Source organism: Mycobacterium sp. 852013-51886_SCH5428379, assembly GCF_001665575.1.
In the GTDB taxonomy this organism is placed as follows: Bacteria; Actinomycetota; Actinomycetes; order Mycobacteriales; family Mycobacteriaceae; genus Mycobacterium.
In genome coordinates, this window is record NZ_LZSU01000019.1 from 99534 (window position 1) to 121276 (window position 21743).

Consider the following 21743-nt stretch of genomic DNA (forward strand, 5'->3'; position numbering starts at 1 on the left):
CCGGGCGGGTACCCCGACGGCAGCACCCGCGGGTGGAGACGAGACTGTGACCCACCCTGGAGTGTTTTGCAGGACAAGCGTACTGTTAAGCTGGAGCGCCGCCGACACAGCCCGTCGCGGCGAGAACTACCGGGGAGTTGATATGAGCGATAAGGATTCGTCGAAGAACTCATTTGATGCCCGCGACACCCTCGAGGTCGGGGACAAGTCTTACGAGATCTACCGCCTCGATGCCGTGCCCGGCACCGAGAAGCTGCCGTACAGCCTGAAGGTCCTGGCCGAGAACCTGCTGCGGACCGAGGACGGCACCAACATCACCAAGGATCACATCGAGGCCATCGCGAACTGGGATCCGCAGGCCGATCCCAGCGTCGAGATCCAGTTCACCCCGGCCCGGGTGATCATGCAGGACTTCACCGGCGTGCCCTGCATCGTCGACCTCGCCACCATGCGCGAAGCCGTCGGCGATCTCGGCGGCGACCCACAGAAGGTCAATCCGCTCGCGCCCGCCGACCTGGTCATCGACCACTCCGTGATCGCCGATCTGTTCGGCACCGCCAACGCGTTCGAGCGCAACGTCGAGATCGAATACGAGCGCAACGGCGAGCGCTACCAGTTCCTGCGCTGGGGCCAGGGCGCCTTCGACGACTTCAAGGTCGTCCCGCCCGGCACCGGCATCGTGCACCAGGTCAACATCGAGTACCTGGCCAGTGTCGTGATGGCTCGTAGCGACGCTGAAGGAAACACCGTCGCCTACCCCGACACCTGCGTGGGCACCGACTCCCACACCACCATGGAGAACGGTCTCGGCGTGCTCGGCTGGGGCGTCGGCGGCATCGAGGCCGAGGCCGCGATGCTCGGCCAGCCCGTGTCGATGCTCATCCCCCGCGTCGTCGGCTTCAAGCTGCGCGGCGAGCGCCGCCCCGGCGTCACCGCCACCGACGTGGTGCTGACCGTCACCGAGATGCTGCGCAAGCACGGCGTCGTCGGCAAGTTCGTGGAGTTCTACGGTGAGGGCGTGGCCGAGGTGCCGCTGGCCAACCGCGCCACCCTGGGCAACATGAGCCCCGAATTCGGTTCCACCGCAGCGATCTTCCCGATCGACGAGGTGACCATCGACTACCTGCGGATGACGGGGCGCACCGACGATCAGCTCGCGCTCGTCGAGGCGTACGCCAAGGCGCAGGGCATGTGGCACGACCCGAGCCGCGAGCCGAAGTTCTCCGAGTACCTCGAACTCGACCTCGCCGACGTCGTCCCGTCCATCGCCGGACCGAAGCGTCCCCAGGACCGCATCGCGCTCGACGACGCGAAGTCGGCGTTCCGCAAGGACATCCACAACTATGTGGGCGGCGAGGACGCGAGCGAGAAGCCCGAGGAGAAGTCGAAGCTCGACGAGGCCGTCGACGAGTCGTTCCCGGGCAGTGACCCCGCCGTGCTGTCGTTCTCCGACGACGGCGAGGAGGGCGGCAAGAGCGCCGAGGCCCCGCTGTACTCGGCGGCCAACGACGCCGAAGGCCGGCCCACCAATCCGGTGACCGTGAAATCCGACGAGCGCGGCGAGTTCGTCATCGACCACGGCGCGGTGGTGATCGCTGCGATCACCTCCTGCACCAACACCTCCAATCCCGAGGTGATGATCGGTGCGGCACTGTTGGCCAAGAACGCCGTCGACAAGGGCCTGACCAGCAAGCCGTGGGTGAAGACCACGATGGCTCCGGGTTCGCAGGTGGTCACCGACTACTACGACAAGGCCGGCCTGTGGCCGTATCTGGAGAAGCTGGGCTTCTTCCTCGTCGGTTACGGCTGCACCACCTGCATCGGCAACAGCGGGCCGCTGCCCGAGGAGATCAGCAAGGCCGTCAACGACAACGATCTGGCGGTGACCGCCGTCCTGTCGGGTAACCGCAACTTCGAGGGCCGGATCAACCCGGACGTCAAGATGAACTACCTGGCGTCCCCGCCGCTGGTCATCGCCTACGCCCTGGCCGGGTCGATGGACTTCGACTTCGACAGCAACCCGCTGGGCACCGACAACGACGGCAACGACGTGTTCCTCAAGGACATCTGGCCGTCGCAGCAGGACATCAACGAGACGATCGCCAACGCGATCAACACCGAGATGTTCAAGAAGAACTATGCCGACGTGTTCAAGGGCGACGACCGGTGGCGCAACCTGCCCACCCCGAGCGGTGACACGTTCGAGTGGGCCGAGGATTCGACGTACGTGCGCAAGCCTCCGTACTTCGACGGGATGCCTGCCGAGCCCGAGGCGGTCAGCGACATCACCGGCGCACGCGTGTTGGCTCTGCTGGGTGACTCGGTGACCACCGACCACATCTCCCCCGCCGGCAGCATCAAGCCGGGCACCCCGGCCGCGCAGTACCTCGAATCCCACGGCGTCGAGAAGAAGGACTACAACTCCTACGGCTCGCGCCGCGGCAACCACGAGGTGATGATCCGCGGCACCTTCGCCAACATCCGGCTGAAGAACCAGCTGCTCGACGACGTGTCGGGCGGGTACACGCGCGATTTCACCCAGGATGACGCGCCGCAGGCGTTCATCTACGACGCCGCGCAGAACTACGCCGAGAAGAACATCCCGCTGGTGGTGCTGGGCGGTAAAGAGTATGGGTCGGGTTCCTCCAGGGACTGGGCGGCCAAGGGCACCAGCCTGCTGGGCGTGCGCGCCGTCATCACCGAGTCGTTCGAGCGGATCCACCGGTCGAACCTGATCGGCATGGGCGTCATCCCCCTGCAGTTCCCCGAGGGTGAGTCGGCGGCGTCGTTGAAGCTCGACGGCACCGAGACGTTCGACATCACCGGCATCGAGGAGCTCAACGAGGGTCGGACACCCAGCACGGTGCACGTCACGGCCACCAAGCCGGGCGGTGAGAAGGTCGAGTTCGACGCCGTCGTGCGCATCGACACCCCCGGTGAGGCGGACTACTACCGCAACGGCGGCATCCTGCAGTACGTGCTGCGCAACATGCTGAAGTCCAAGTAAGTAGCGCAGCAGGGATTCGAAGATGCCCCGGGTAACCGACGATCATCTGGCGGCGCGTCGCCGCCAGATCCTCGACGGTGCCCGGCGCTGCTTCGCGGAGTACGGATACAACGAGGCGACCGTGCGACGGCTCGAACAGACCATCGGGCTGTCGCGCGGCGCCATCTTCCACCACTTCCGCGATAAGGACACGCTGTTCTTCGAGTTGGCGCGCGAGGACGCGGAGCGGATGGCCGACGTCGCCGCCCGCGAGGGACTGATCCAGGTGATGCGCGACATGCTGGCCGCGCCCGAGCAGTTCGACTGGCTGGCCACCCGGTTGGAGATCGCGCGCAAGCTGCGCAACGATCCGGTGTTCCACCGCGGCTGGGTCGAACGGTCGGCCGAGCTCTCGGCGGCCACCACGGAGCGGCTACGCCGGCAGAAGCAGGCCGGCCGGCTGCGCGATGACGTGCCCAGCGATGTGGTGCAGACCTATCTGGATCTGGTTCTCGACGGGTTGGTGGCGCGGCTGGCCTCCGGCGACGATCCGGCCCGGCTCAGTGCCGTGCTGGACCTCGTCGAGGCCTCGGTGCGTCAGCAGACGTCGGACGTCACGAACTGACGCGACGGGAGCGGTGGTTCGGTCCACCCCGGCTGCGCATCGTCGTCCCGGACTCGCGCAGCATGCTGTGGATCGACCCGTAGGACCGCCCCGTCGATGCGACCAGCGAGCGGATGCTCGCCCCCTCCTCGTACGCGCGCCGCAGTTCGCTCAACAACTGATCCCTGGACTGCTCCGAATCCCTCATCGCATCTCCCCGCTCGTGAAGCCCCCGACTCAGCGGTGAGATACCCAGCCCAGCTGGGGCTAATCCTGTGCGACGCGTCAGGCGAGCTCGATGAGGTCCCGGTACTCGTCGGACCAGTAGTCCTCGGTGCCGTCGGGCAGCAGGACCACCCGTTGCGGGTCGAGCGCTTCGGCTGCGCCGGGGTCGTGGGTCACCAGCACGACGGCGCCCTGGTAGCTGCGCAACGCGTCGAGCACCTGTTCGCGCGACGCCGGATCGAGGTTGTTGGTGGGCTCGTCGAGCAGCAGGACGTTGGCGGTCGACGCGACGAGACCGGCCAGCGCCAGCCGGGTCTTCTCGCCGCCGGACAGCGTGCCCGCGAACTGGTCCAGCTGGGGGCCGGTGAACATGAACGCCCCGAGCAGTCCGCGCAGATCCTGTTCGCCGGTGTCGGGTGCAGCGTGGCGGATGTTCTCCCAGACGGTGGCGTTGCCGTCGATGGTGTCGTGCTCCTGGGCGAAGTACCCGAGCTTGAGGCCGTGTCCGGGTTCGATGGCCCCGGCGTCAGCCTTCTCCACCCCGGCCAGGATCCGCAGCAGCGTGGTCTTGCCCGCGCCATTGAGGCCGAGTACCACGACGCGGGAGCCCTTGTCGATCGCCAGGTCGACGCCGGTGAAGATCTCCAGCGAGCCGTAGGTCTTGGTCAGACCCTTGGCGACCAGCGGGGTGCGCCCGCACACCGCGGGCGTCGGGAACCGGATCTTGGCGACCTTGTCGGCCACGCGTTCGTCGTCGAGTTCGGCGAGCATGCGGTCGGCGCGCCGCAGCATGTTCTGCGCCGCGACGGCCTTGGTGGCCTTGGCGCCCATCTTGGCGGCCTGCGTTCGCAGCGCGGATGCCTTCTTCTCGGCGTTGGCGCGTTCCCGGCGTCGGCGCTGTTCGTCGGTGGCCCGGGCGTCGAGGTACTTCTGCCAGCCCATGTTGTAGACGTCGGCCTCGCCGCGGACCGCGTCGAGGAACCAGACCCGGTTCACCACGTCGGCCAGCAGTTCGACGTCGTGGCTGATCACCACGAGGCCGCCGGTGTGATTCTGCAGGAAGCCGCGCAGCCAGCCGATGGAGTCGGCGTCGAGGTGGTTGGTCGGCTCGTCGAGCAGCAGGGTCGTGTCCGACCCGGAGCCGGTGTCGGAGGCGGCGAACAGAATGCGGGCCAGCTCGACGCGGCGGCGCTGACCGCCGGACAGGGTGCGCAGCGGCTGGGTCAGGATGCGCTCGGGCAGACCGAGGCTCGCGCAGATCCGGCCGGCCTCACTCTCGGCGGCGTATCCGCCGAGCGACGAGAACCGCTCCTCGAGCACGCCGTAGCGCTTCACCGCCTTGTCGCGGGCGGCGTCGTCGGCGACCTCGGCCATCAGGGCCTGCTGCTTCTCCAGCTCGGCCAGCAGGGTGTCCAGCCCGCGCGCCGAGAGCACCCGGTCGCGCGCGAGCATGTCGAGATCACCTTCGCGGGGGTCCTGCGGCAGGTAGCCGACCTCGCCGCTGCGGGTCACCGAGCCGGCGTAGGGCTCGCCCTCGCCGGCCAGGATGCGCATCGTGGTGGTCTTCCCGGCCCCATTGCGGCCCACCAGGCCGATCCGGTCGCCGGGCTGGACGCGCAGCGCCGACCCTTCGACGGAGAGCAGGGTGCGCGCCCCGGCGCGGACCTCCAGGTCCGTTGCGGTGATCACGCCGTCTGCTCCTCACATGTCGTTACTTGTCGTCGGTGAAACTCGGCGGCCGTCGCTCCGCGCGCGCAGCGACCGCTTCTTCGAAGTTCGCGGTGAGCAGGCGCACGTAGAGCTGGCCCAGGCCCTCGGCCTGCATATGCCCTTCCAGGCTAGCGGCGTCCATCCCACTCCACAGTGTGCGCTTGGTCAACTCGATTCCCGGCCGGGAGAACGCCGCGATGCGTTCGGCGACGTCGAAACAGGCGTCGAGCAGCTCGTCGTCGGGCACGGTCCGCGACACCAGGCCGATGCGCTCGGCCTCCTCGGCGGTGACGTCGCGGCCGGTCAGCATGATCTCGAAGGCCCGCGACGAGCCGATGGCCCGCGGCAGCAGGTAGCTGAGCCCCAGTTCACTGGCCGTCAGGCCGTTGTTGATGCCCGCGGCCCGGAAGTAGGCGCCCGAGGCGGCCAGCCGGATGTCGGCGGCGAGCGCGAGGCACAACCCACCCCCGATGGCCGCTCCGTTGACCGCGGCGATCACCGGCTGGTGCATCTTGCGCAGCGCCAGGATGACGTCGTCGAGCACCTCCATGGACCGCAGCGCGTACGTCGGCCGCGTCAGTCCGTCGACGTGCGGAACCGAACCCGCCGACTTGTGGTCGGCGCCGGAGGAGAATCCTCGGCCCGCCCCGGTGAGCACCACCGCACGCACCGAGTTGTCGTAGGTGAGCTCACCGAGCACCTCGCGCAGCGGCACCATGACGTCGAACGCCATGGAGTTCATCCGCTCGGGGCGGTTGAGAGTGATCAGGGCGACGTGCGGACGCGGCCGGTCGACGAGAACGTGTGTCACTCGTGCACGTTATCGCGCACGCGGGCTCACTCCGGTTGGCCGTCGCCCTGTGCCGCGATCGCGGCGTCGATGTCGAACTCCTTGACCTTCTGCACGAGGTCCTCGAGGGCCGCGGGAGGCAGGGCGCCGGCCTGGTTGAATACCAGCTTGCCCTTCTTGAACGCCATCAGCGTGGGGATGGAGCGGATGTCGGCGGCCTGGGCGAGCGCCTGCTCGGCCTCGGTGTCGACCTTGGCGTACACCACGTCCGGATGCTTCTCCGAGGAGGCCGCGAACGTGGGCGCGAACGCCTTGCACGGTCCGCACCAGGAGGCCCAGAAGTCGACGAGCACGATCTCGTTGTCGGTGATCGTGTCGTTGAATTGATCAGCGGTGATGTCTTGCGTTGCCATGACCGGTCCAACGTCGGGGTCGGGGTCGATGTTCCCGGGTACCGGACGGCGCCGCGTGGCTTCGCCGATGACAAAGCCGCCCCGGCCGGAACCGGGGCGGCTTGTCATGTGCGCGCGAGTAGCGGTGGCCCTAGCCGACCGAGCCGGAAGCCGAGCTCGAGGAGCTCGAGGAGCTCGAAGAGCTCGACGCACTGCTATCGCTGGACGACGCGCCGGAGCTCGACGAACCGGCGCTCGGGGCGACCCGGCTCACGCCGCCGACGTTCGAGGTGCCGGACTCGGTACCCGAGGTGCCGCTCGAGGTCGAGGAGGCCTCGGTCTTGTCCTTCGCAGTGCTCTTGCCGAGGACGCGGTCCTTCAGCCGGGATAGCGAACCGTCGCGCTTGACCTCCACGGTGGCCGTCTCGGCGGTGGGCGCCGACTCCCCAACGGTCTTCGCGACCGGGGTCTCGGCGGCGGCCGGCGTGACGTCGGCGGCCGGAGCCGCCGACCGCGCAGCCGTACCGGAGGTTGTCGCCATCGTCGCAGTGGCCGTTATCGTTTCCACGGGGATCAGCGTGGGCTGCGTCTTCGGCGGCACATTCGGGTCGTCGGGGGTGACCGGTGTGACCGGCGTCCCCGTGAGCGCCCTGGTCAGTGCGTTCGGGAAGTCGACCAGCGCATACCGCACGAGACCGCCCTGCGAACTCGGGTCGAGTTGGCTGGGCCATTCGAGCGCACGCGGTTCGCAGCCGGCGGCAGCCGAGCAGATGCTGAAGAACGGCGTGTACCCGTTGACGAAAGCGTTGGCGAGTTTGATGGGCAGGCTGATCAGCTCGCCGGCCGCGGTCGTGATGTCACCCTCGTTGATCGCCTGGTGGATCGTGTCAAGGGCGATCGTGAACTGGAACCCGACGGTCTGGAACGGACCCACGAGGGCCCTGGTCAGGCCGGCCTCGGACAGCGCGCCGAGCAGTGCCGGCAGCTCCGAATCGGCGCCCCCGGGCAGGCTGGCAATCAGCTGGCCGGTGAGGTCGTTGAGCGGTGTCAACGGCTGGACCACGCGCAGGAAGTTCTCGACGAACCAGTAGTTGAACTCGAAGAGGGCCTGGGTGAACACGCCCGGCACCTCGTCGCCCTGGCGAGGCTGCCATCCCGGTGTCGCGCCCTCCGTCGGGGTGTCGTAGCGCAGGATGTCGGGGAGCACGTTGGACAGGAAGTTCTGCACCTCTGGGCCGATGTTGGTGAACAGACCACCGTCGATCCGCTCCGTGTCCGGGTTGTCCGGTCCGAAGAGTGCCTTCTGGAGCGTGGTGCCGGAGAGTTCCTGGAAGGCACGGAGGGCCTCGAACGTGGCCGCGGGATCGCTCGCACTCTGCACGATGATCTTTCCGATGTCGCCGAGGATGTCGGCCCCACCCAGCGCGGCAGCCAGCGACTGTGAGGCGTTCGCGCTGTTGATCAGCAAGTAGCCCGAGTTCACCAGCGTCTCGGTGAAAGACTGCTGCAGCAGTACGAGGGGGTTCTCGGCGGCGGCAAGGGCCACCGCGCTCGTCGCCTTGCGGACATCGTGCTGGATGTCGGTCGTCGTAGGCGTCACCGGGCTGATGGCCATTGCGCCGGCGCCCACGGTTGCGACGCCTGCGACGAGAAACTTGTTCAGGGCCGATTGCTGGCGGTCCGGCGAGCATTCGCCGTCCGTCGCATACGTCCGAGAAGCTATGTGCACTGTGGCTCCTGTGTTCAGTCTGAGATTCGCCTGAGTGGCACGTGAAGATTATCTGAAAATTCCCTGAGCGCAATAGGTTGCCCTAACCTAACTTTGAACAGCTTAGTAGTTGAACAGAACGGCATCTCACCCGCTCTGCACGCGTTTCGGAGCTAGACGAGCACCGCGCGAGATCAAAGATCTACGGTGCGACCGCTAGCTATTGCGGCCAACCTCGGTTCACCGGCGTCGGGTTCGATGCTGCTCAGCGCGATCCCCGCCCGGTGCTTATGCGGTGTTGCCGTCGGGGGTGCGGCCGGCACTTGCCAGTGCCGTGGCCAGCGCGGAGTTCAGCAGCAGTTCCCGCCGCCGGGTCGGCCACCAGAACAGTTCGATGGCCAGCAGGCCCAGGTACACGCACGAGGCGACGGTGTCGCGGATCGAGCCGGCCGTGGCGTCGAAGACCGCGACGCCGAGGGCAACGGCCAGCACCAGCCAGAGCACCCAACGGTAGGTCTGCGACTTCTCTGCCGCTGCCCGCAGTCCCGCGCTGTAGTCGATCACGCCGCCGGCCAGGCGGTCGCCGTCGACCGGATATCCCCGCCGGGCGGCGCGCACGATCCGCACGCGCTCGGCGCCGGTGAACGCGTCCGCACCCGGCCAGTAGTGCCGCATCCGCGCCTCGGTGAACGGTCCCAGCACCGCGCCGGTGACCACCGCGACGATGACGCCGACCAGCGGGACACCGGAGTCGAGTACGGCCAGCGCGCCGAGGAACAGCCCGATGACGACCCCGAGCAACAGGCACCGCACAGCCCGACCACCCCGCCATACCGTCGCCCACGCCGCCACCACAGCGTGATTCTGACCGGGCGAGGCGGCGTTGGGAGCTAGACGGTGAAACCGAGAGCGCGGAGCTGTTCGCGACCGTCCTCGGTGATCTTGTCGGGTCCCCACGGCGGGTTCCACACCCAGTTGATCTTGATGTCGTCGACGAGGCCCGCTCCCACCAGTGCGGTGCGCGACTGATCCTCGATGACGTCGGTCAGCGGGCAGGCCGCCGAGGTCAGTGTCATGTCGATCAGCGCGACGTTGCGGCCGTCGCCCTTCTCGATGTCGAGGCCGTACACCAGGCCCAGATCCACGACGTTGATGCCCAGTTCCGGGTCGACGACGTCGCGCATCGCCTCTTCGAGGTCGAAGATCATCTCTTCGCTCGCTGTGGTCTCACTCATCGCTGTTCCTCCGGAATATCGACACTCTGCGCCAGGGCGGACTTGAACGCCGTCCACCCCAGCAGGGCACATTTGACCCGCGCCGGGTACTTCGCGACGCCCGCGAACGCCACCCCGTCGCCGATCAGGTCCTCGTCGCCGTCCACGGTCCCCCGCGACGACACCATCTCGGTGAACGCGGCGACCGTCTTGAGCGCATCGCCGACGGTCTGCCCGATCACCTGGTCTGCCAGCACCGACGTCGACGCCTGGCTGATCGAACAGCCCTGCCCGTCGTAGGACACGTCGGTCACGGTCTCGCCGTCGCCGGACAGCGTCACCCGCAGCGTGACCTCGTCGCCGCAGGTCGGGTTGACGTGGTGCACCTCGGCGCCGAACGGTTCGCGCAGGCCGCGATGATGCGGATGCTTGTAGTGGTCCAGGATCACCTCCTGGTACATCTGCTCGAGCCTCACGGAATCACACTCCGAAGAATTCTCGGGCCCGCTTCACCCCGGCCACCAACCGGTCCACCTCGTCGAGGGTGTTGTACACCGCGAACGACGCCCGCGCGGTGGCGGCGATGCCGAACCGGCGGTGCAGCGGCCACGCGCAATGATGCCCGACGCGCACGGCCACCCCGTCGTCGTCGAGCACCTGCCCGACGTCGTGGGCGTGCACGCCGTCGACGACGAACGACACCGGCGACCCCCGGTTCTCCAGCACGGTCGGTCCGATGATCCGGACCCCCTCGATGCCGGACAGTCCGTCGATGGCGGCGGCGACCAGTTGCGCCTCGTGCTCCTCGACGGTCGCCATGCCGATCTCGCCGAGATAGCGGGCGGCCGCGGCGAGACCCACGACCTGCGACGTCATCGGGGTGCCGGCCTCGAACCGCTGCGGAGCGGGTGCGTAGGTCGCCGATTCCATGGTGACGGTCTCGATCATCGATCCGCCGGTCAGGAACGGCGGCATGGCGGCGAGCAACTCGCGCCGGCCGTAGAGGACGCCGATTCCGTTGGGCCCCAGCATCTTGTGGCCGGAGAACGCCGCGTAGTCGACGCCGAGGGCGGCGAAGTCGGTCACCTGGTGCGGCACCGACTGGCAGGCGTCGAGCACCGTCAGTGCGCCGACTGCCTTGGCCCGGGTCACCAGTTCGGCGACCGGCGCGATCGCGCCCGTGACGTTCGAATGATGGCTGAACGCAACGACTTTCACGCGTTCGTCGAGATCGAGGGAGTCCAGGTCGATGCGTCCGGCTTCAGGCCCCTCGGAAATAACGCCGTACCACTTCAGCGTCGCACCCGTCCGCCGGGCCAACTCCTGCCACGGGATCAGGTTCGCGTGGTGTTCGAGTTCGGTGGTGACGATGACGTCACCCGGACCGACCGAGTACCCCTCGAACCGGTCGTCCCCCAGGACGTAGGCCACCAGGTTGAGTGCCTCGGTGGCGTTCTTGGTGAAAACCAGCTCGTCGGGGCTCGCTCCGACGAACGCGGCGATGTCGGCTCGACCCTGCTCGTAGGCGTCGCTGGCCTCCTCCATCAGCTGGTGCGCACCACGGTGCACGGCGCCGTAGGAGGTGGTCAGGAAGTCCCGCTCGGCGTCCAGGACCGCGAGCGGCCGCTGCGAGGTGGCGCCCGAGTCGAGGTACGCCAACGTGCTCCCGCCGCGCATCACCCGCGACAGGATCGGGAAGTCGGTCCTGACCCTGGCGAGGTCAGCCACGTCCAGGACCCGCGCGGCCGTCATGTCAGGCCCCCGCGGCGGCCTGGGCGAAGCGCTCGTAACCGTTGGCCTCGAGTTCGTCGGCCAGTTCCGGACCGCCGGACTGCACGATGCGGCCGCCCACGAACACGTGCACGAACTGCGGCTGGATGTAGCGCAGGATGCGGGTGTAGTGGGTGATCAGCAGTACGCCGCCGTTCTCGGTCTCCTGGTAGCGGTTGACGCCCTCGCTGACGACGCGCAGCGCGTCGACATCCAGACCGGAATCGGTCTCGTCGAGGATCGCGATCTTCGGCTTGAGCAGGCCCAGCTGCAGGATCTCGTGGCGCTTCTTCTCGCCGCCGGAGAAGCCCTCATTGACGCTGCGCTCGCCGAAGGTGGGATCGATGTCCAGATCCGACATGGCGGACTTGACCTCTTTGACCCAGTGCCGCAGCTTCGGCGCCTCACCGCGCACGGCGGTGGCCGCGGTGCGTAGGAAATTCGACATCGACACGCCGGGCACCTCGACGGGGTACTGCATCGCCAGGAACAGGCCCGCGCGGGCGCGTTCGTCGATGCTCATCTCGAGCACGTCCTCACCGTCGAGGGTGATCGACCCCGAGGTGACGGTGTACTTGGGGTGGCCGGCGATGGCGTAGGACAGGGTGGACTTGCCGGATCCGTTGGGCCCCATCACCGCATGGGTCTCCCCCGACCGCACGGTCAGGTCGACACCCTTGAGGATCTCGACGTCCTCGCCGCCCTCGGCGGAGACGACGGAGGCGTGCAGGTCCTTGATTTCGAGTGTGGTCATATCAGCTGTTGCTCGCTTCGGTGATTGCTAGTTCTCGTTCGATGGCTTCGGTCAGGCGCTCGCGGACGGCGGGGACAGCGATCTTGGCGATGATCTCGCCGAAGAAGCCGCGCACCACCAGGCGGCGGGCCTGCTCCTCGGGGATGCCCCGGGCACGCAGGTAGAACAGTTGCTCGTCGTCGAACCGGCCGGTCGCACTGGCGTGGCCGGCGCCGACGATCTCGCCGGTCTCGATCTCCAGGTTGGGCACCGAGTCGGCGCGGGCGCCGTCGGTGAGCACCAGGTTGCGGTTGATCTCGAAGGTGTCGGTGCCGACGGCCTCCGCGCGGATCAGTACGTCGCCCACCCACACCGTGTGCGCATCGGGCTTCTTCGAATCCGGATCGCCCTGCAGCGCACCCTTGTAGAGCACGTCGGACTTGCAGTTCGGCTGCGAATGATCGACCAGCAGCCGGGATTCGAAGTGTTGACCGTCGTCGGCGAAGTACGTGCCGAGCATCTTGGCGTCGCCGCCGGGCCCGGTGTAGCGCACCGTCGCCGTCGTGCGGACCACCTCGCCGCCCAGGGTCACGTTGACGTGCCCGAGCACCGCGTCCTTGCCGAGCTTCGCGTGGTGGGCGCTGACGTGCACCGTGTCGTCGGCCCAATCGGCGATCCAGATCACGCCGAGCCCGGCCGAATCACCGACGATGATCTCGACGTTGTCGGCGTAGGTGCCGCTGCCGCGCAGGTCGACCACGACGATGGCCCGGGACAGCTCCTCGACCCGGATCTGCAGGTGCCCGTAGGCCACCTCACCCGCACCGGGGCCGGTGATGTCGATCTCGATCGGCTCGGTCACCTCGGTGTCGCGGGCGACGGTCACGATCGTCGCCGTCTCGAACGACGAATACGCCTGCGCCGCAACACGATCCGAAGGCACACCGGCCTGACCCAGGCGTTCGTCGTCACGGCCCACCGTCTCGACGGTGACGCCGGGACCCTCGGTCACCGCGATCCCGGGCTGCGCCGTCGCGGGCGCAGTGCCGTCGTGCAGACCGCGCAGCCGCCGCAGCGGGGTGAACCGCCACAGCTCGTCGCGACCGCCGGGGACCTCGAAGGCATTGACGTCGAAGGACGAGAACAGCTCGCCCTTGTTCAGGTTGAGGACCGAACCCGCCTTGGCGGCGCCCTCAACGGCATTGCTGAGTTCCTGGGTCACCCGACGGCTCCTTCCATCTGCAGCTCGATCAGGCGGTTGAGCTCGAGGGCGTATTCCATCGGCAGTTCCTTGGCGATCGGCTCGACGAAGCCGCGCACCACCATGGCCATCGCCTCGTCCTCGGTGAGCCCGCGGCTCATCAGGTAGAACAGCTGATCGGCGCTGACCTTGGACACGGTCGCCTCGTGACCCATCGTCACGTCGTCCTCACGGATGTCGACATAGGGATAGGTGTCAGAGCGGCTCACCGAATCCACCAGCAGCGCATCGCATTTCACGCTCGAGCGCGAGCCGTGCGAACCCTTGTTGACCTGAACCAGGCCGCGGTAGGACGCTCGGCCACCGCCGCGGGCCACCGACTTGGACACGATGTTCGACGACGTGTGCGGCGCCAGGTGCAGCATCTTCGCGCCGGTGTCCTGGTGCTGACCCTCGCCGGCGAACGCCACCGAGAGCACCTCGCCCTTGGCGTGCTCACCGGTCATCCACACCGCGGGGTACTTCATGGTGACCTTGGAGCCGATGTTGCCGTCGACCCACTCCATGGTCGCGCCGGCCTCGGCGCGCGCCCGCTTGGTGACCAGGTTGTAGACGTTGTTCGACCAGTTCTGGATGGTCGTGTAGCGGCAGCGCCCGCCGGGCTTGACGATGATCTCCACGACCGCGGAGTGCAGCGAGTCGCTCTTGTAGATCGGCGCGGTGCAGCCTTCGACGTAGTGCACGTAGGCGTCCTCGTCGACGATGATCAGCGTCCGCTCGAACTGGCCCATGTTCTCGGTGTTGATGCGGAAGTAGGCCTGCAGCGGGATGTCGACGTGCACGCCCTTGGGGACGTAGATGAACGACCCACCCGACCACACCGCGGTGTTGAGGGCGGAGAACTTGTTGTCGCCGGCCGGGATCACCGTGCCGAAGTACTGCTTGAACAGCTCGGGATGCTCGCGCAGACCGGAGTCGGTGTCCAGGAAGATGACGCCCTGGGCCTCGAGGTCCTCCCGGATCGAGTGGTAGACGACCTCGGACTCGTACTGCGCGGCGACACCGGACACCAGCCGCTGCTTCTCGGCCTCGGGGATGCCCAGCTTGTCGTAGGTGTTCTTGATGTCGGCGGGCAGATCGTCCCAGGTGGCGGCCTGCTTCTCGCTGGAGCGCACGAAGTACTTGATGTTGTCGAAGTCGATGCCGTCGAGGTCCGAACCCCAGTTGGGCATCGGCTTCTTGTCGAAGGTACGCAGGGCGCGCAGCCGGACGTCGAGCATCCACTCCGGCTCGCTCTTCTTGGCGGAGATATCTTTGACGACCGCCTCAGAAAGACCCCGCCTGGCCGAGGCGCCCGCGACGTCGGAGTCGGCCCAACCATAGCCGTACTTGCCCAGCGAGGCGATGGCCTCTTCCTGGCTGAGCTGAGTCTCGGGGGTGGCGGTCATGTCGACGCTCCTTGTTGGTTTTCGGATTTCAGCGGTACGTGGGTGGTGCAGGCGCAGTCACCGTTGACGATCGTCGCCAGCCGCTGCACATGGGTGCCTAGGATCTCGGCGAACGCCTCGCGTTCGGCCTCGCAGAGCTCGGGGAACTCCTCGGCGACGTGGGACACCGGGCAGTGGTGCTGGCAGATTTGTACCCCACCGACCGGACCGCTCATCGCGGTGGTGGTCGTGGCGTACCCCGCGTCGGTCAGCGCGGCGGCCACCCGGCCTGCCGTGCGCTCGACGTCCTGTCCAACAGCATCGGGTGCCGGGTTTACTCCCGCGAGGATGGTGTCGATGCGGCGTCGCGCGAAGGTGCGGACCGCCTCGTCGCCACCGAGTTCACGCAACTGCCGCATGGCGGCGGCCGCCAGATCGTCGTAGGCGTGCCCCAGCTTGGCCCGCCCCGCCGCGGTCAGCCGATAACGCTTGGCGGGTCTGCCGCGGCCGGTGTGCTGCCACGCCGCGGCCGCGCTGGCCTGGGCGTCGCCGGCGTCGACGAGTGCGTCGAGGTGCCGCCGGATACCCGCTGCGGAGATCCCCAGCCGCTCGGCGATGGCCGATGCGGTTATCGGGCCCTCGAGCAGCAGTTGGACGATCGCACTGCGGGTGTGGCCGTCGAGCACCGACACGGGGCTACCCGTGCCGGGCACCTCTCGTCGGGCCTGGCGGTCGATTTCCACAACACCATTGTGACGGAATTCGACCTGCGCATCCACCAAGGTAACCCTTAGTCACACGTGACGGTGCCGACAGTGCGTGACCGGGGGCTCACCGGGCCGGACGCTAGTCTGCTCGAATGGCTCGTGCGGCGGAGCGACTGAAGGCGGTGTCCGCCTCGTTCTCGAACTCGCTGTCCGCCTCCGTCAGTCGCTGGCACGGCGACGAGCGCACCGTCGGCTCGCCTCTCACCGAGGCCGAGGTCGCGGTGATGCGCCGCACCCGGCTGTTCGGCGCGACAGGCACGGTGCTGATGGCGATCGGCGCGCTCGGCGCAGGCGCCCGCCCGGTGGTCCAGGACCCGACCTTCGGCGTCCGGCTGCTCAACCTGCCCTCGCGCATCCAGACGGTGTCGCTGACGATGACCACCACCGGCGCGGTGATGATGGCGCTGGCCTGGCTGATGCTGGGTCGCTTCGCCCTCGGCCCCCGCCGCATGTCGCGCAGCCAGGTCGACCGCACCCTGCTGCTGTGGGCGCTGCCGCTGCTGATCGCGCCGCCGATGTACAGCAAGGACGTCTACTCCTACCTCGCGCAGAGCGAGATCTCGCTGCAGGGCCTGGACCCGTACGAGGTCGGCCCGGCCACCGGGCTGGGCCTCGACCACGTCTTCACCCTGTCGGTGCCGAGTCTGTGGCGAGAGACACCCGCGCCCTACGGCCCGCTGTTCCTGTGGATCGGCCAGGGCATCTCGGCGATCACCGGCGAGAACATCGTCTGGGCGGTGCTGTTCCACCGGCTGATCGTGCTGCTGGGCGTCGGGCTGATCGTGTGGGCGACCCCCCGGCTGGCGCGCCGCTGCGGTGTCGCTGAGGTCAGCGCGCTGTGGCTGGGTCCCTGCAATCCCCTGCTGTTCATGCATCTGGTCGCGGGTATCCACAACGAGGCGCTGATGCTCGGGCTGATGCTGGCCGGTACCGAGTTCGCGCTGCGCGCCATCGACTCGACGCGTCGGCTGATCCCCCGCCCGCTGCACTGGCCACGCGACCGGGCAGACTGGATCCGCTGGTATCCGCTGGCGATGCTGCTGGCCGGCACGGTGCTGATCGCGATGTCGAGCCAGGTGAAGCTGCCGTCGCTGCTGGCGCTCGGATTCGTGGCGATGGCGCTGGCGTGCCGCTGGGGTGGCACGGTGAAGGCGTTCATCCTCGCGAGCGGTTCGCTCGGCGCGGTCGCCCTCGCGGTGATGGCGCTGATCGGCTGGGCCAGCGGGCTGGGCTTCGGTTGGCTGTTCACGCTCGGCACCGCCAATGTGGTGCGCAGCTGGATGTCGCCGCCGACGCTGATCGCGCTGGGCACCGGACAGGTCGGCATCCTGCTGGGCCTGGGCGACCACACCACCGCGATCCTCGCCCTCACCCGCGCCATCGGCGTCAGCATCATCGCCGTCCTGGTCAGCGGTCTGCTCATCGCCGTGCTGCGCGGCAAGCTGCACCCCGTCGGGGGCCTCGGCGTCGCCCTGGGCGCGACGGTGCTGCTGTTCCCGGTGGTCCAGCCCTGGTATCTGCTGTGGGCGATCATCCCGCTGGCCGCCTGGGCCACCCGGACCGGATTCCGCAGCGCGACCATCGCGATCACGCTGATCGTCGGCATCTTCGGGCCCACCGCCAACGGTGACCGCTTCGCGCTGTTCCAGATCGTGATGGCGACGCTGGCCAGTGCGGTGATCGTCCCGCTGCTCATCGGGTTGACCTGGCGGCGGCTGCCCTGGCGACCGCTGCCCGAGAGCACGGTTGCGCCACCGCGGAACCGGGCCGCCGTGCCGGGCGAATACGCTGACTCTTCGTGACCTCCATGTCGGACCCCGTCGTGCGCCTGCGCGGCGTCACCAAGCGCTACGGGTCGACGACGGCGGTCGCGGGTCTGGACCTCGACGTCCACCGTGCGGAGGTGTTCGCGCTCCTGGGGCCCAACGGCGCGGGCAAGACCACGACCGTCGAGATGTGCGAGGGCTTCCTGCGCCCGGACTCCGGCAGTATCGAGGTCCTCGGCCTGGATCCCACCGCGCACAACACGAGGGTGCGGGAACGCGTCGGCGTCATGCTGCAGGGCGGTGGCGGCTATCCGGCCGCGCGTGCCGGCGAAATGCTCGACCTGGTCGCCGCCTACGCCGCCGACCCCCTCGATCCGGCCTGGCTGATGGAGACGCTGGGGTTGCGTGACGTCGTGCGCACCACCTACCGGCGACTGTCCGGCGGTCAGCAGCAGCGGCTGGCGCTGGCCTGCGCCGTCGTCGGGCGTCCGGAGCTGGTGTTCCTCGACGAACCGACCGCGGGGATGGACGCGCACGCACGGATCGTGGTGTGGGAGCTGATCGACGGGCTGCGCCGCGACGGCGTCACCGTCGTGCTGACCACCCACCAGCTCACCGAGGCCGAGGAGCTGGCCGACCGGCTGATGATCATCGACCACGGCGCGCCGGTGGCCACCGGCACTCCGGCCGAGCTCATGCGCAGCGGCGCCGAGAACCAGCTGCGGTTCAGCGCACCTCCGAAGCTGGACCTGACGTTGCTGGTGACGGCGCTGCCGGAGAGCTATCGCGCCACCGAGACCGCACCGGGTGAGTATCTCGTCGAGGGGCACGTGGACCCGCAGGTGCTGGCCACCGTCACCGCGTGGTGCGCACGGCTGAACGTGCTGGCCACCGATATGCGGGTCGAGCAGCGCAGCCTCGAGGATGTGTTCCTGGACCTGACCGGACGGGAGCTGCGCTCGTGACCAGATTCGCCCCGGGCACCTTCACCCCGGACCCGCGGCCGGCGCCGGTGCCGAAGATGCTCGCCGCGCAGTTCGGCCTGGAGTTGCGCCTGCTGCTGCGCAACGGCGAACAGCTGCTGCTGACGATGTTCATCCCGATCACGCTGCTGATCGGGCTGGTGGTTCTGCCGCTGGGCGATTACGGGGATGACCGCGCCGGCACCTTCGTCCCCGCGATCATGGCGCTGGCCGTCATCTCGACCGCGTTCACCGGCCAGGCCATCGCGGTCGCGTTCGACCGTCGCTACGGAGCGCTGAAAAGGCTTGGCGCCACGGCACTTCCGGTGTGGGGCATCATCGCCGGAAAATCGCTCGCGGTGGTGGCGGTGGTGTTCCTGCAGTCGGTGCTGCTCGGCGCGATCGGACTCGCGCTCGGCTGGCGGCCGGAGGTCGGCGGACTTGCGCTTGGCGCGGTGATCATCGCCCTGGGCACTGCCGGTTTCGCCGCGCTCGGCCTGCTGCTGGGCGGCACCCTGCGCGCCGAGATCGTGCTCGCCGTGGCCAACCTGCTGTGGTTCATCTTCGCGGGCCTGGGCGCGCTGACCCTCGGCGGGCCTGCGGTACCCGCGGCCGTCGCGTGGGCGGCGCGGCTCACCCCGTCCGGTGCGCTGACCGAGGCGCTGACCCGCGCGATGGAGCTGTCGGTCGATTGGTTCGGCATCGCGGTGCTCGCGGGCTGGGGTGCGGTCGCGGCGCTAGCCGCCCTGCGCTGGTTCCGCTTCACGTGAGCACAGCGCCGGCAGCAGATACTCGAGCTGGCCGACCTCCTCGATGTTGTGCCGCACCCACGCCCGCAGTTTCTCGTCGTGCATCTTGGCCAGCACCGCACGGTTGACCGGCGCCAGCAACTGCGACCGCGCGCCGAGATCCATCACGGTCACGTAGTGAGCGCCGTCGGCGCCGGCCGACCAGGTGTGCTCGAGCTGGAACACCACGATCCCGGCCACGCGCTTGACGAGCCGGATGCCGGTCTCATCGAGCTTCTCCACCCGGGCCACCTCGTCGATGGTGAACTCCGGCCGCCCCCCGAAGGCCTCCACCATGCGGAAGCGGGCGCCGTCGGCCGCACCGCCGCCCGGGGCAGGCCGCGCCAACTCCCAGCGGATGTGGTCGATCGGATGCCACGCCAGGTAGCGGTCGATCACCTCGCCGCCATAGGAGATCGTGCCGCCGAGGTGGGTGAACCAGTCGAGCAGCATCGCCGGGGTGACACCGGCGAGCGGCCGGTGATCGATGGTGACGCGGCGGCGGTGCCGGGCGGGCGCACTCACCCGGACCGTCGCCGTGTCGACGGAACGTAGCGGATACAGCACCGGACGTGCCATGACAGACCTCCAAGATACGTTTGCGTTTCTTATGGCTTACGCTAAACTCCGACGCGTAGATACGCAAGCGTTTCTTGAAAGGTGGCGTGATGGCCCGTCGGCGAGGCGAGGAACTCGATGCCGCGATCCGGGCGGCGGTGTTGCGCCTGCTGGCCGACCACGGACCGGCCGGCGTCACGATGGAGGCCGTCGCCGCGGCCGCCGGGACCAGTAAACCCGTGCTCTACCGGCGCTGGCCCGACCGCGCCCACCTGCTGCGCGACACGCTGATGGGTATCGCCACCACGGCGATCCCGCACACCGACACCGGCTCGTTCCGTTCCGACATGCTCGCCGTCCTGCGCGGGTGGGCGGCATTGTTCACCGGCCCGGATGCCGCCCTGTTGCGCGCGGCGGTGGCCGCCGCCGCCCACGACCCCGAGCTGACCACCGCGTTCCGGCGGGATGTGATCGGGTGGCGCAAACAGGAAATGGCCGCGCTGCTGCGGCGCGGCGTCGAACGTGGCGACGTGCGGGCCGACGTCCCCGTGGAGATCGCGCGGGAACTCGGACAGAGCGTGTTGTGGCACCGGCTGCTGATCACCGGCGACCCGATCACCGACGATCTGGTGGTGGCACTGGTCAACGAGGTCCTGGTGCCGTTCGTCTCCCCTACTACATCCCCTACTACGGCCGGTAGTTGAGCTTCCTCTACGATCGACCCGTGGCCGTCGGACGACTCTTCCTGCGGCTGGTCGACCGTCTCCCGGAGCCCAGCCTGCGGACGCAGCGCGCGATCGCCGCGGCCGTCATCCTCACCCAGGGCGGTATCGCCGTCACCGGCGCGATCGTCCGCGTCACCGCGTCGGGGCTCGGTTGCCCCACCTGGCCGCAGTGCTTCCCCGGCAGCTTCACCCCCGTCCCCCACGCCGAAGTGCCCGGCATCCACCAGGCCGTCGAGTTCGGCAACCGGCTGATCACGTTCCTGGTGGTGTTGACGGCCGCGGCCGCGGTGCTGGCCGTCACCCGCGCGCGGCGGCGCCGCGAGGTGCTGGGCTATGCGTGGCTGATGCCGGTGTCCACGGTGGCGCAGGCGGTGATCGGCGGGATCACGGTCCTGACCGGGCTGCTCTGGTGGACGGTGGCCATCCACCTGCTGGTGTCGATGGCGATGGTCTGGCTGGCGGTGCTGCTGTACGTCAAGATCGGCGAGCCGGACGACGGTGTGCCGGTGCGGCAGGCCCCGAAACCGTTGCGGCAGTTGACCGCCCTTGCCGGTGTGGCGCTCGCCGCGGTGCTGGTCACCGGAACGCTGGTGACCGGCGCGGGCCCGCACGCCGGGGACAAGAGCGTCGAGGAACCGGTGCCGCGGCTGATGGTCGAGATCACCACCCTCGTGCATCTGCACTCGTCGCTGCTGGTGGCCTACCTCGGACTGCTCGTCGGGCTGGGCTTCGGATTGCTCGCGGTCCGCGCTCCGCGGCCGGTGCGCCTCCGGTTGGGGGTGCTGATCGCGTTGACGGCCGCACAGGGTCTGGTGGGTGTGGTCCAGTTCGTCAACGACGTGCCCGCGGCGCTGGTGGCCGTCCATGTGGCTGGCGCGGCCGTGTGCACCGCGGCCACCGCGGCGCTATGGGCCTCGATGCGACAGCGGACCGAGCCCCAGCCGCTCGAGCGCGACCTCGACCGCGACGGCGAAGTCGCGCTGGCGCAGCGCCCGGGTGTCGGCGTCGAGCTGCCGCCAACCCAGTGACGGTTCGACGAGTTCCACCTCGAGCACCCGCGGATCGTCGTATCCGCCGATGACGTCCACCCGCGCGTAGAGCAGATCGGTGACGCCGATGCCGATCGCGTCGGCGGCCGCGTCCAGGGCCGCGTGCCCGACGTCCCACAGCTCGAAGTCCGGCTCGGCGGGTGAGAGCGTTTCGGCGGCGAAGACACCCGACTCGTCGAACACCGGCGTGCCCTCGGCGGGCAGGATCGCCGCCTTGGTGAACGCGTGCGACTGCTTACCGCCTAGGAACACCAGCGCCGTCTCACCGTCGGCGATACGCGGGTCGTACGGCTGCACCACCACCGCCCCGCCGCGCGCCTGCAGCGTCGCGGCGTGCGCGGCCGCCGCCTCGGCGTCGGCGAAGCGTT

21 protein-coding genes are annotated in these 21743 nt (G+C 68.7%); 7 read left to right on the top strand and 14 right to left on the bottom strand.

Annotation, left to right across the window (positions count from 1 at the left end; all coding sequences use genetic code 11):
* Nucleotides 1-142: 142 nt before the first annotated feature.
* Entirely contained in the window at nucleotides 143-3007 is a 2865-nt protein-coding gene (locus A5757_RS07875; RefSeq protein ID WP_066831020.1) for an aconitate hydratase, read from the top strand.
* Between the two features lie 22 nt (nucleotides 3008-3029).
* On the top strand, nucleotides 3030-3611 hold the full coding sequence (locus A5757_RS07880; RefSeq protein WP_066831021.1) for a TetR/AcrR family transcriptional regulator: 582 nt from the start codon (nucleotides 3030-3032) through the stop codon (nucleotides 3609-3611).
* On the opposite strand, the gene A5757_RS07885 is transcribed toward A5757_RS07880, so the two are convergent.
* The 13 genes from A5757_RS07885 to A5757_RS07945 all read right to left on the bottom strand — a co-directional run bounded on the left by A5757_RS07885 (nucleotide 3601) and on the right by A5757_RS07945 (nucleotide 15503).
* Nucleotides 3601-3798, bottom strand: coding sequence for a helix-turn-helix domain-containing protein (locus A5757_RS07885; RefSeq protein ID WP_066831022.1), 198 nt, complete (start codon nucleotides 3796-3798; stop codon nucleotides 3601-3603). The genes A5757_RS07880 and A5757_RS07885 overlap by 11 nt on opposite strands.
* Before the next feature lie 77 nt (nucleotides 3799-3875).
* A complete protein-coding gene (locus A5757_RS07890) occupies nucleotides 3876-5504 on the bottom strand; it encodes an ABC-F family ATP-binding cassette domain-containing protein (RefSeq protein ID WP_066831023.1) in 1629 nt (542 codons plus the stop codon).
* A 22-nt stretch (nucleotides 5505-5526) separates the two neighbouring features.
* Nucleotides 5527-6336, bottom strand: a complete 810-nt coding sequence (locus A5757_RS07895) for an enoyl-CoA hydratase (RefSeq protein ID WP_066831024.1) — start codon at nucleotides 6334-6336, stop codon at nucleotides 5527-5529.
* A 26-nt stretch (nucleotides 6337-6362) separates the two neighbouring features.
* Entirely contained in the window at nucleotides 6363-6728 is a 366-nt protein-coding gene (gene trxA, locus A5757_RS07900; RefSeq protein WP_066831025.1) for a thioredoxin, read from the bottom strand.
* A 130-nt stretch (nucleotides 6729-6858) separates the two neighbouring features.
* Entirely contained in the window at nucleotides 6859-8337 is a 1479-nt protein-coding gene (locus A5757_RS07905) for a hypothetical protein (protein ID WP_156618243.1), read from the bottom strand.
* Nucleotides 8338-8703: 366 nt separating this feature from the next.
* Nucleotides 8704-9228, bottom strand: coding sequence for a hypothetical protein (locus tag A5757_RS07910; RefSeq protein ID WP_231983917.1), 525 nt, complete (start codon nucleotides 9226-9228; stop codon nucleotides 8704-8706).
* 77 nt (nucleotides 9229-9305) lie between these two features.
* Entirely contained in the window at nucleotides 9306-9650 is a 345-nt protein-coding gene (locus tag A5757_RS07915) for a metal-sulfur cluster assembly factor (protein WP_066831028.1), read from the bottom strand.
* Nucleotides 9647-10090 carry a Fe-S cluster assembly sulfur transfer protein SufU gene (gene sufU / locus A5757_RS07920; protein WP_197497298.1) on the bottom strand — a complete coding sequence of 148 codons (444 nt, stop codon included), beginning with the start codon at nucleotides 10088-10090 and terminating at the stop codon, nucleotides 9647-9649. Before sufU ends, A5757_RS07915 begins: the two co-directional genes overlap by 4 nt.
* 19 nt (nucleotides 10091-10109) lie before the next feature.
* Nucleotides 10110-11381: a cysteine desulfurase gene (locus A5757_RS07925; RefSeq protein ID WP_066831040.1), complete on the bottom strand. Its 1272-nt coding sequence runs from the start codon at nucleotides 11379-11381 to the stop codon at nucleotides 10110-10112.
* 1 nt (nucleotide 11382) lies between these two features.
* Complete coding sequence (gene sufC / locus A5757_RS07930) at nucleotides 11383-12153, bottom strand: Fe-S cluster assembly ATPase SufC (protein ID WP_066831044.1); 771 nt, start codon at nucleotides 12151-12153, stop codon at nucleotides 11383-11385.
* Nucleotide 12154: 1 nt separating this feature from the next.
* Complete coding sequence (gene sufD, locus A5757_RS07935) at nucleotides 12155-13354, bottom strand: Fe-S cluster assembly protein SufD (RefSeq protein WP_066831046.1); 1200 nt, start codon at nucleotides 13352-13354, stop codon at nucleotides 12155-12157.
* The gene (gene sufB / locus A5757_RS07940) at nucleotides 13351-14781 is read right to left on the bottom strand and encodes a Fe-S cluster assembly protein SufB (RefSeq protein ID WP_066831049.1); all 1431 of its coding nucleotides are present in this window, start codon (nucleotides 14779-14781) and stop codon (nucleotides 13351-13353) included. The genes sufD and sufB overlap by 4 nt, the downstream gene beginning before the upstream one ends.
* Nucleotides 14778-15503: a metalloregulator ArsR/SmtB family transcription factor gene (locus A5757_RS07945; RefSeq protein ID WP_082929367.1), complete on the bottom strand. Its 726-nt coding sequence runs from the start codon at nucleotides 15501-15503 to the stop codon at nucleotides 14778-14780. Before A5757_RS07945 ends, sufB begins: the two co-directional genes overlap by 4 nt.
* A gap of 116 nt (nucleotides 15504-15619) precedes the next feature.
* On the opposite strand from A5757_RS07945, the gene mptB reads away from it, so the two are divergent.
* The 3 genes from mptB to A5757_RS07960 are packed head-to-tail and all read left to right on the top strand — an operon-like array spanning nucleotide 15620 to nucleotide 19025.
* The gene (gene mptB, locus A5757_RS07950) at nucleotides 15620-17329 is read left to right on the top strand and encodes a polyprenol phosphomannose-dependent alpha 1,6 mannosyltransferase MptB (protein ID WP_066831051.1); all 1710 of its coding nucleotides are present in this window, start codon (nucleotides 15620-15622) and stop codon (nucleotides 17327-17329) included.
* Between the two features lie 5 nt (nucleotides 17330-17334).
* Nucleotides 17335-18258, top strand: a complete 924-nt coding sequence (locus tag A5757_RS07955; protein WP_197497299.1) for an ABC transporter ATP-binding protein — start codon at nucleotides 17335-17337, stop codon at nucleotides 18256-18258.
* Nucleotides 18255-19025: an ABC transporter permease gene (locus A5757_RS07960; RefSeq protein WP_066831055.1), complete on the top strand. Its 771-nt coding sequence runs from the start codon at nucleotides 18255-18257 to the stop codon at nucleotides 19023-19025. The genes A5757_RS07955 and A5757_RS07960 overlap by 4 nt, the downstream gene beginning before the upstream one ends.
* Here A5757_RS07960 and A5757_RS07965 read toward each other — a convergent pair.
* Complete coding sequence (locus A5757_RS07965; RefSeq protein WP_066831057.1) at nucleotides 18993-19622, bottom strand: hypothetical protein; 630 nt, start codon at nucleotides 19620-19622, stop codon at nucleotides 18993-18995. The genes A5757_RS07960 and A5757_RS07965 overlap by 33 nt on opposite strands.
* Nucleotides 19623-19711: 89 nt before the next feature.
* Here A5757_RS07965 and A5757_RS07970 point away from each other — a divergent pair, with 89 nt between their 5' ends.
* On the top strand, nucleotides 19712-20305 hold the full coding sequence (locus A5757_RS07970; protein ID WP_066832255.1) for a TetR/AcrR family transcriptional regulator: 594 nt from the start codon (nucleotides 19712-19714) through the stop codon (nucleotides 20303-20305).
* A gap of 20 nt (nucleotides 20306-20325) precedes the next feature.
* The gene (locus A5757_RS07975) at nucleotides 20326-21354 is read left to right on the top strand and encodes a heme A synthase (RefSeq protein ID WP_066831060.1); all 1029 of its coding nucleotides are present in this window, start codon (nucleotides 20326-20328) and stop codon (nucleotides 21352-21354) included.
* The last annotated feature ends 389 nt before the right edge of the window (nucleotides 21355-21743 follow it).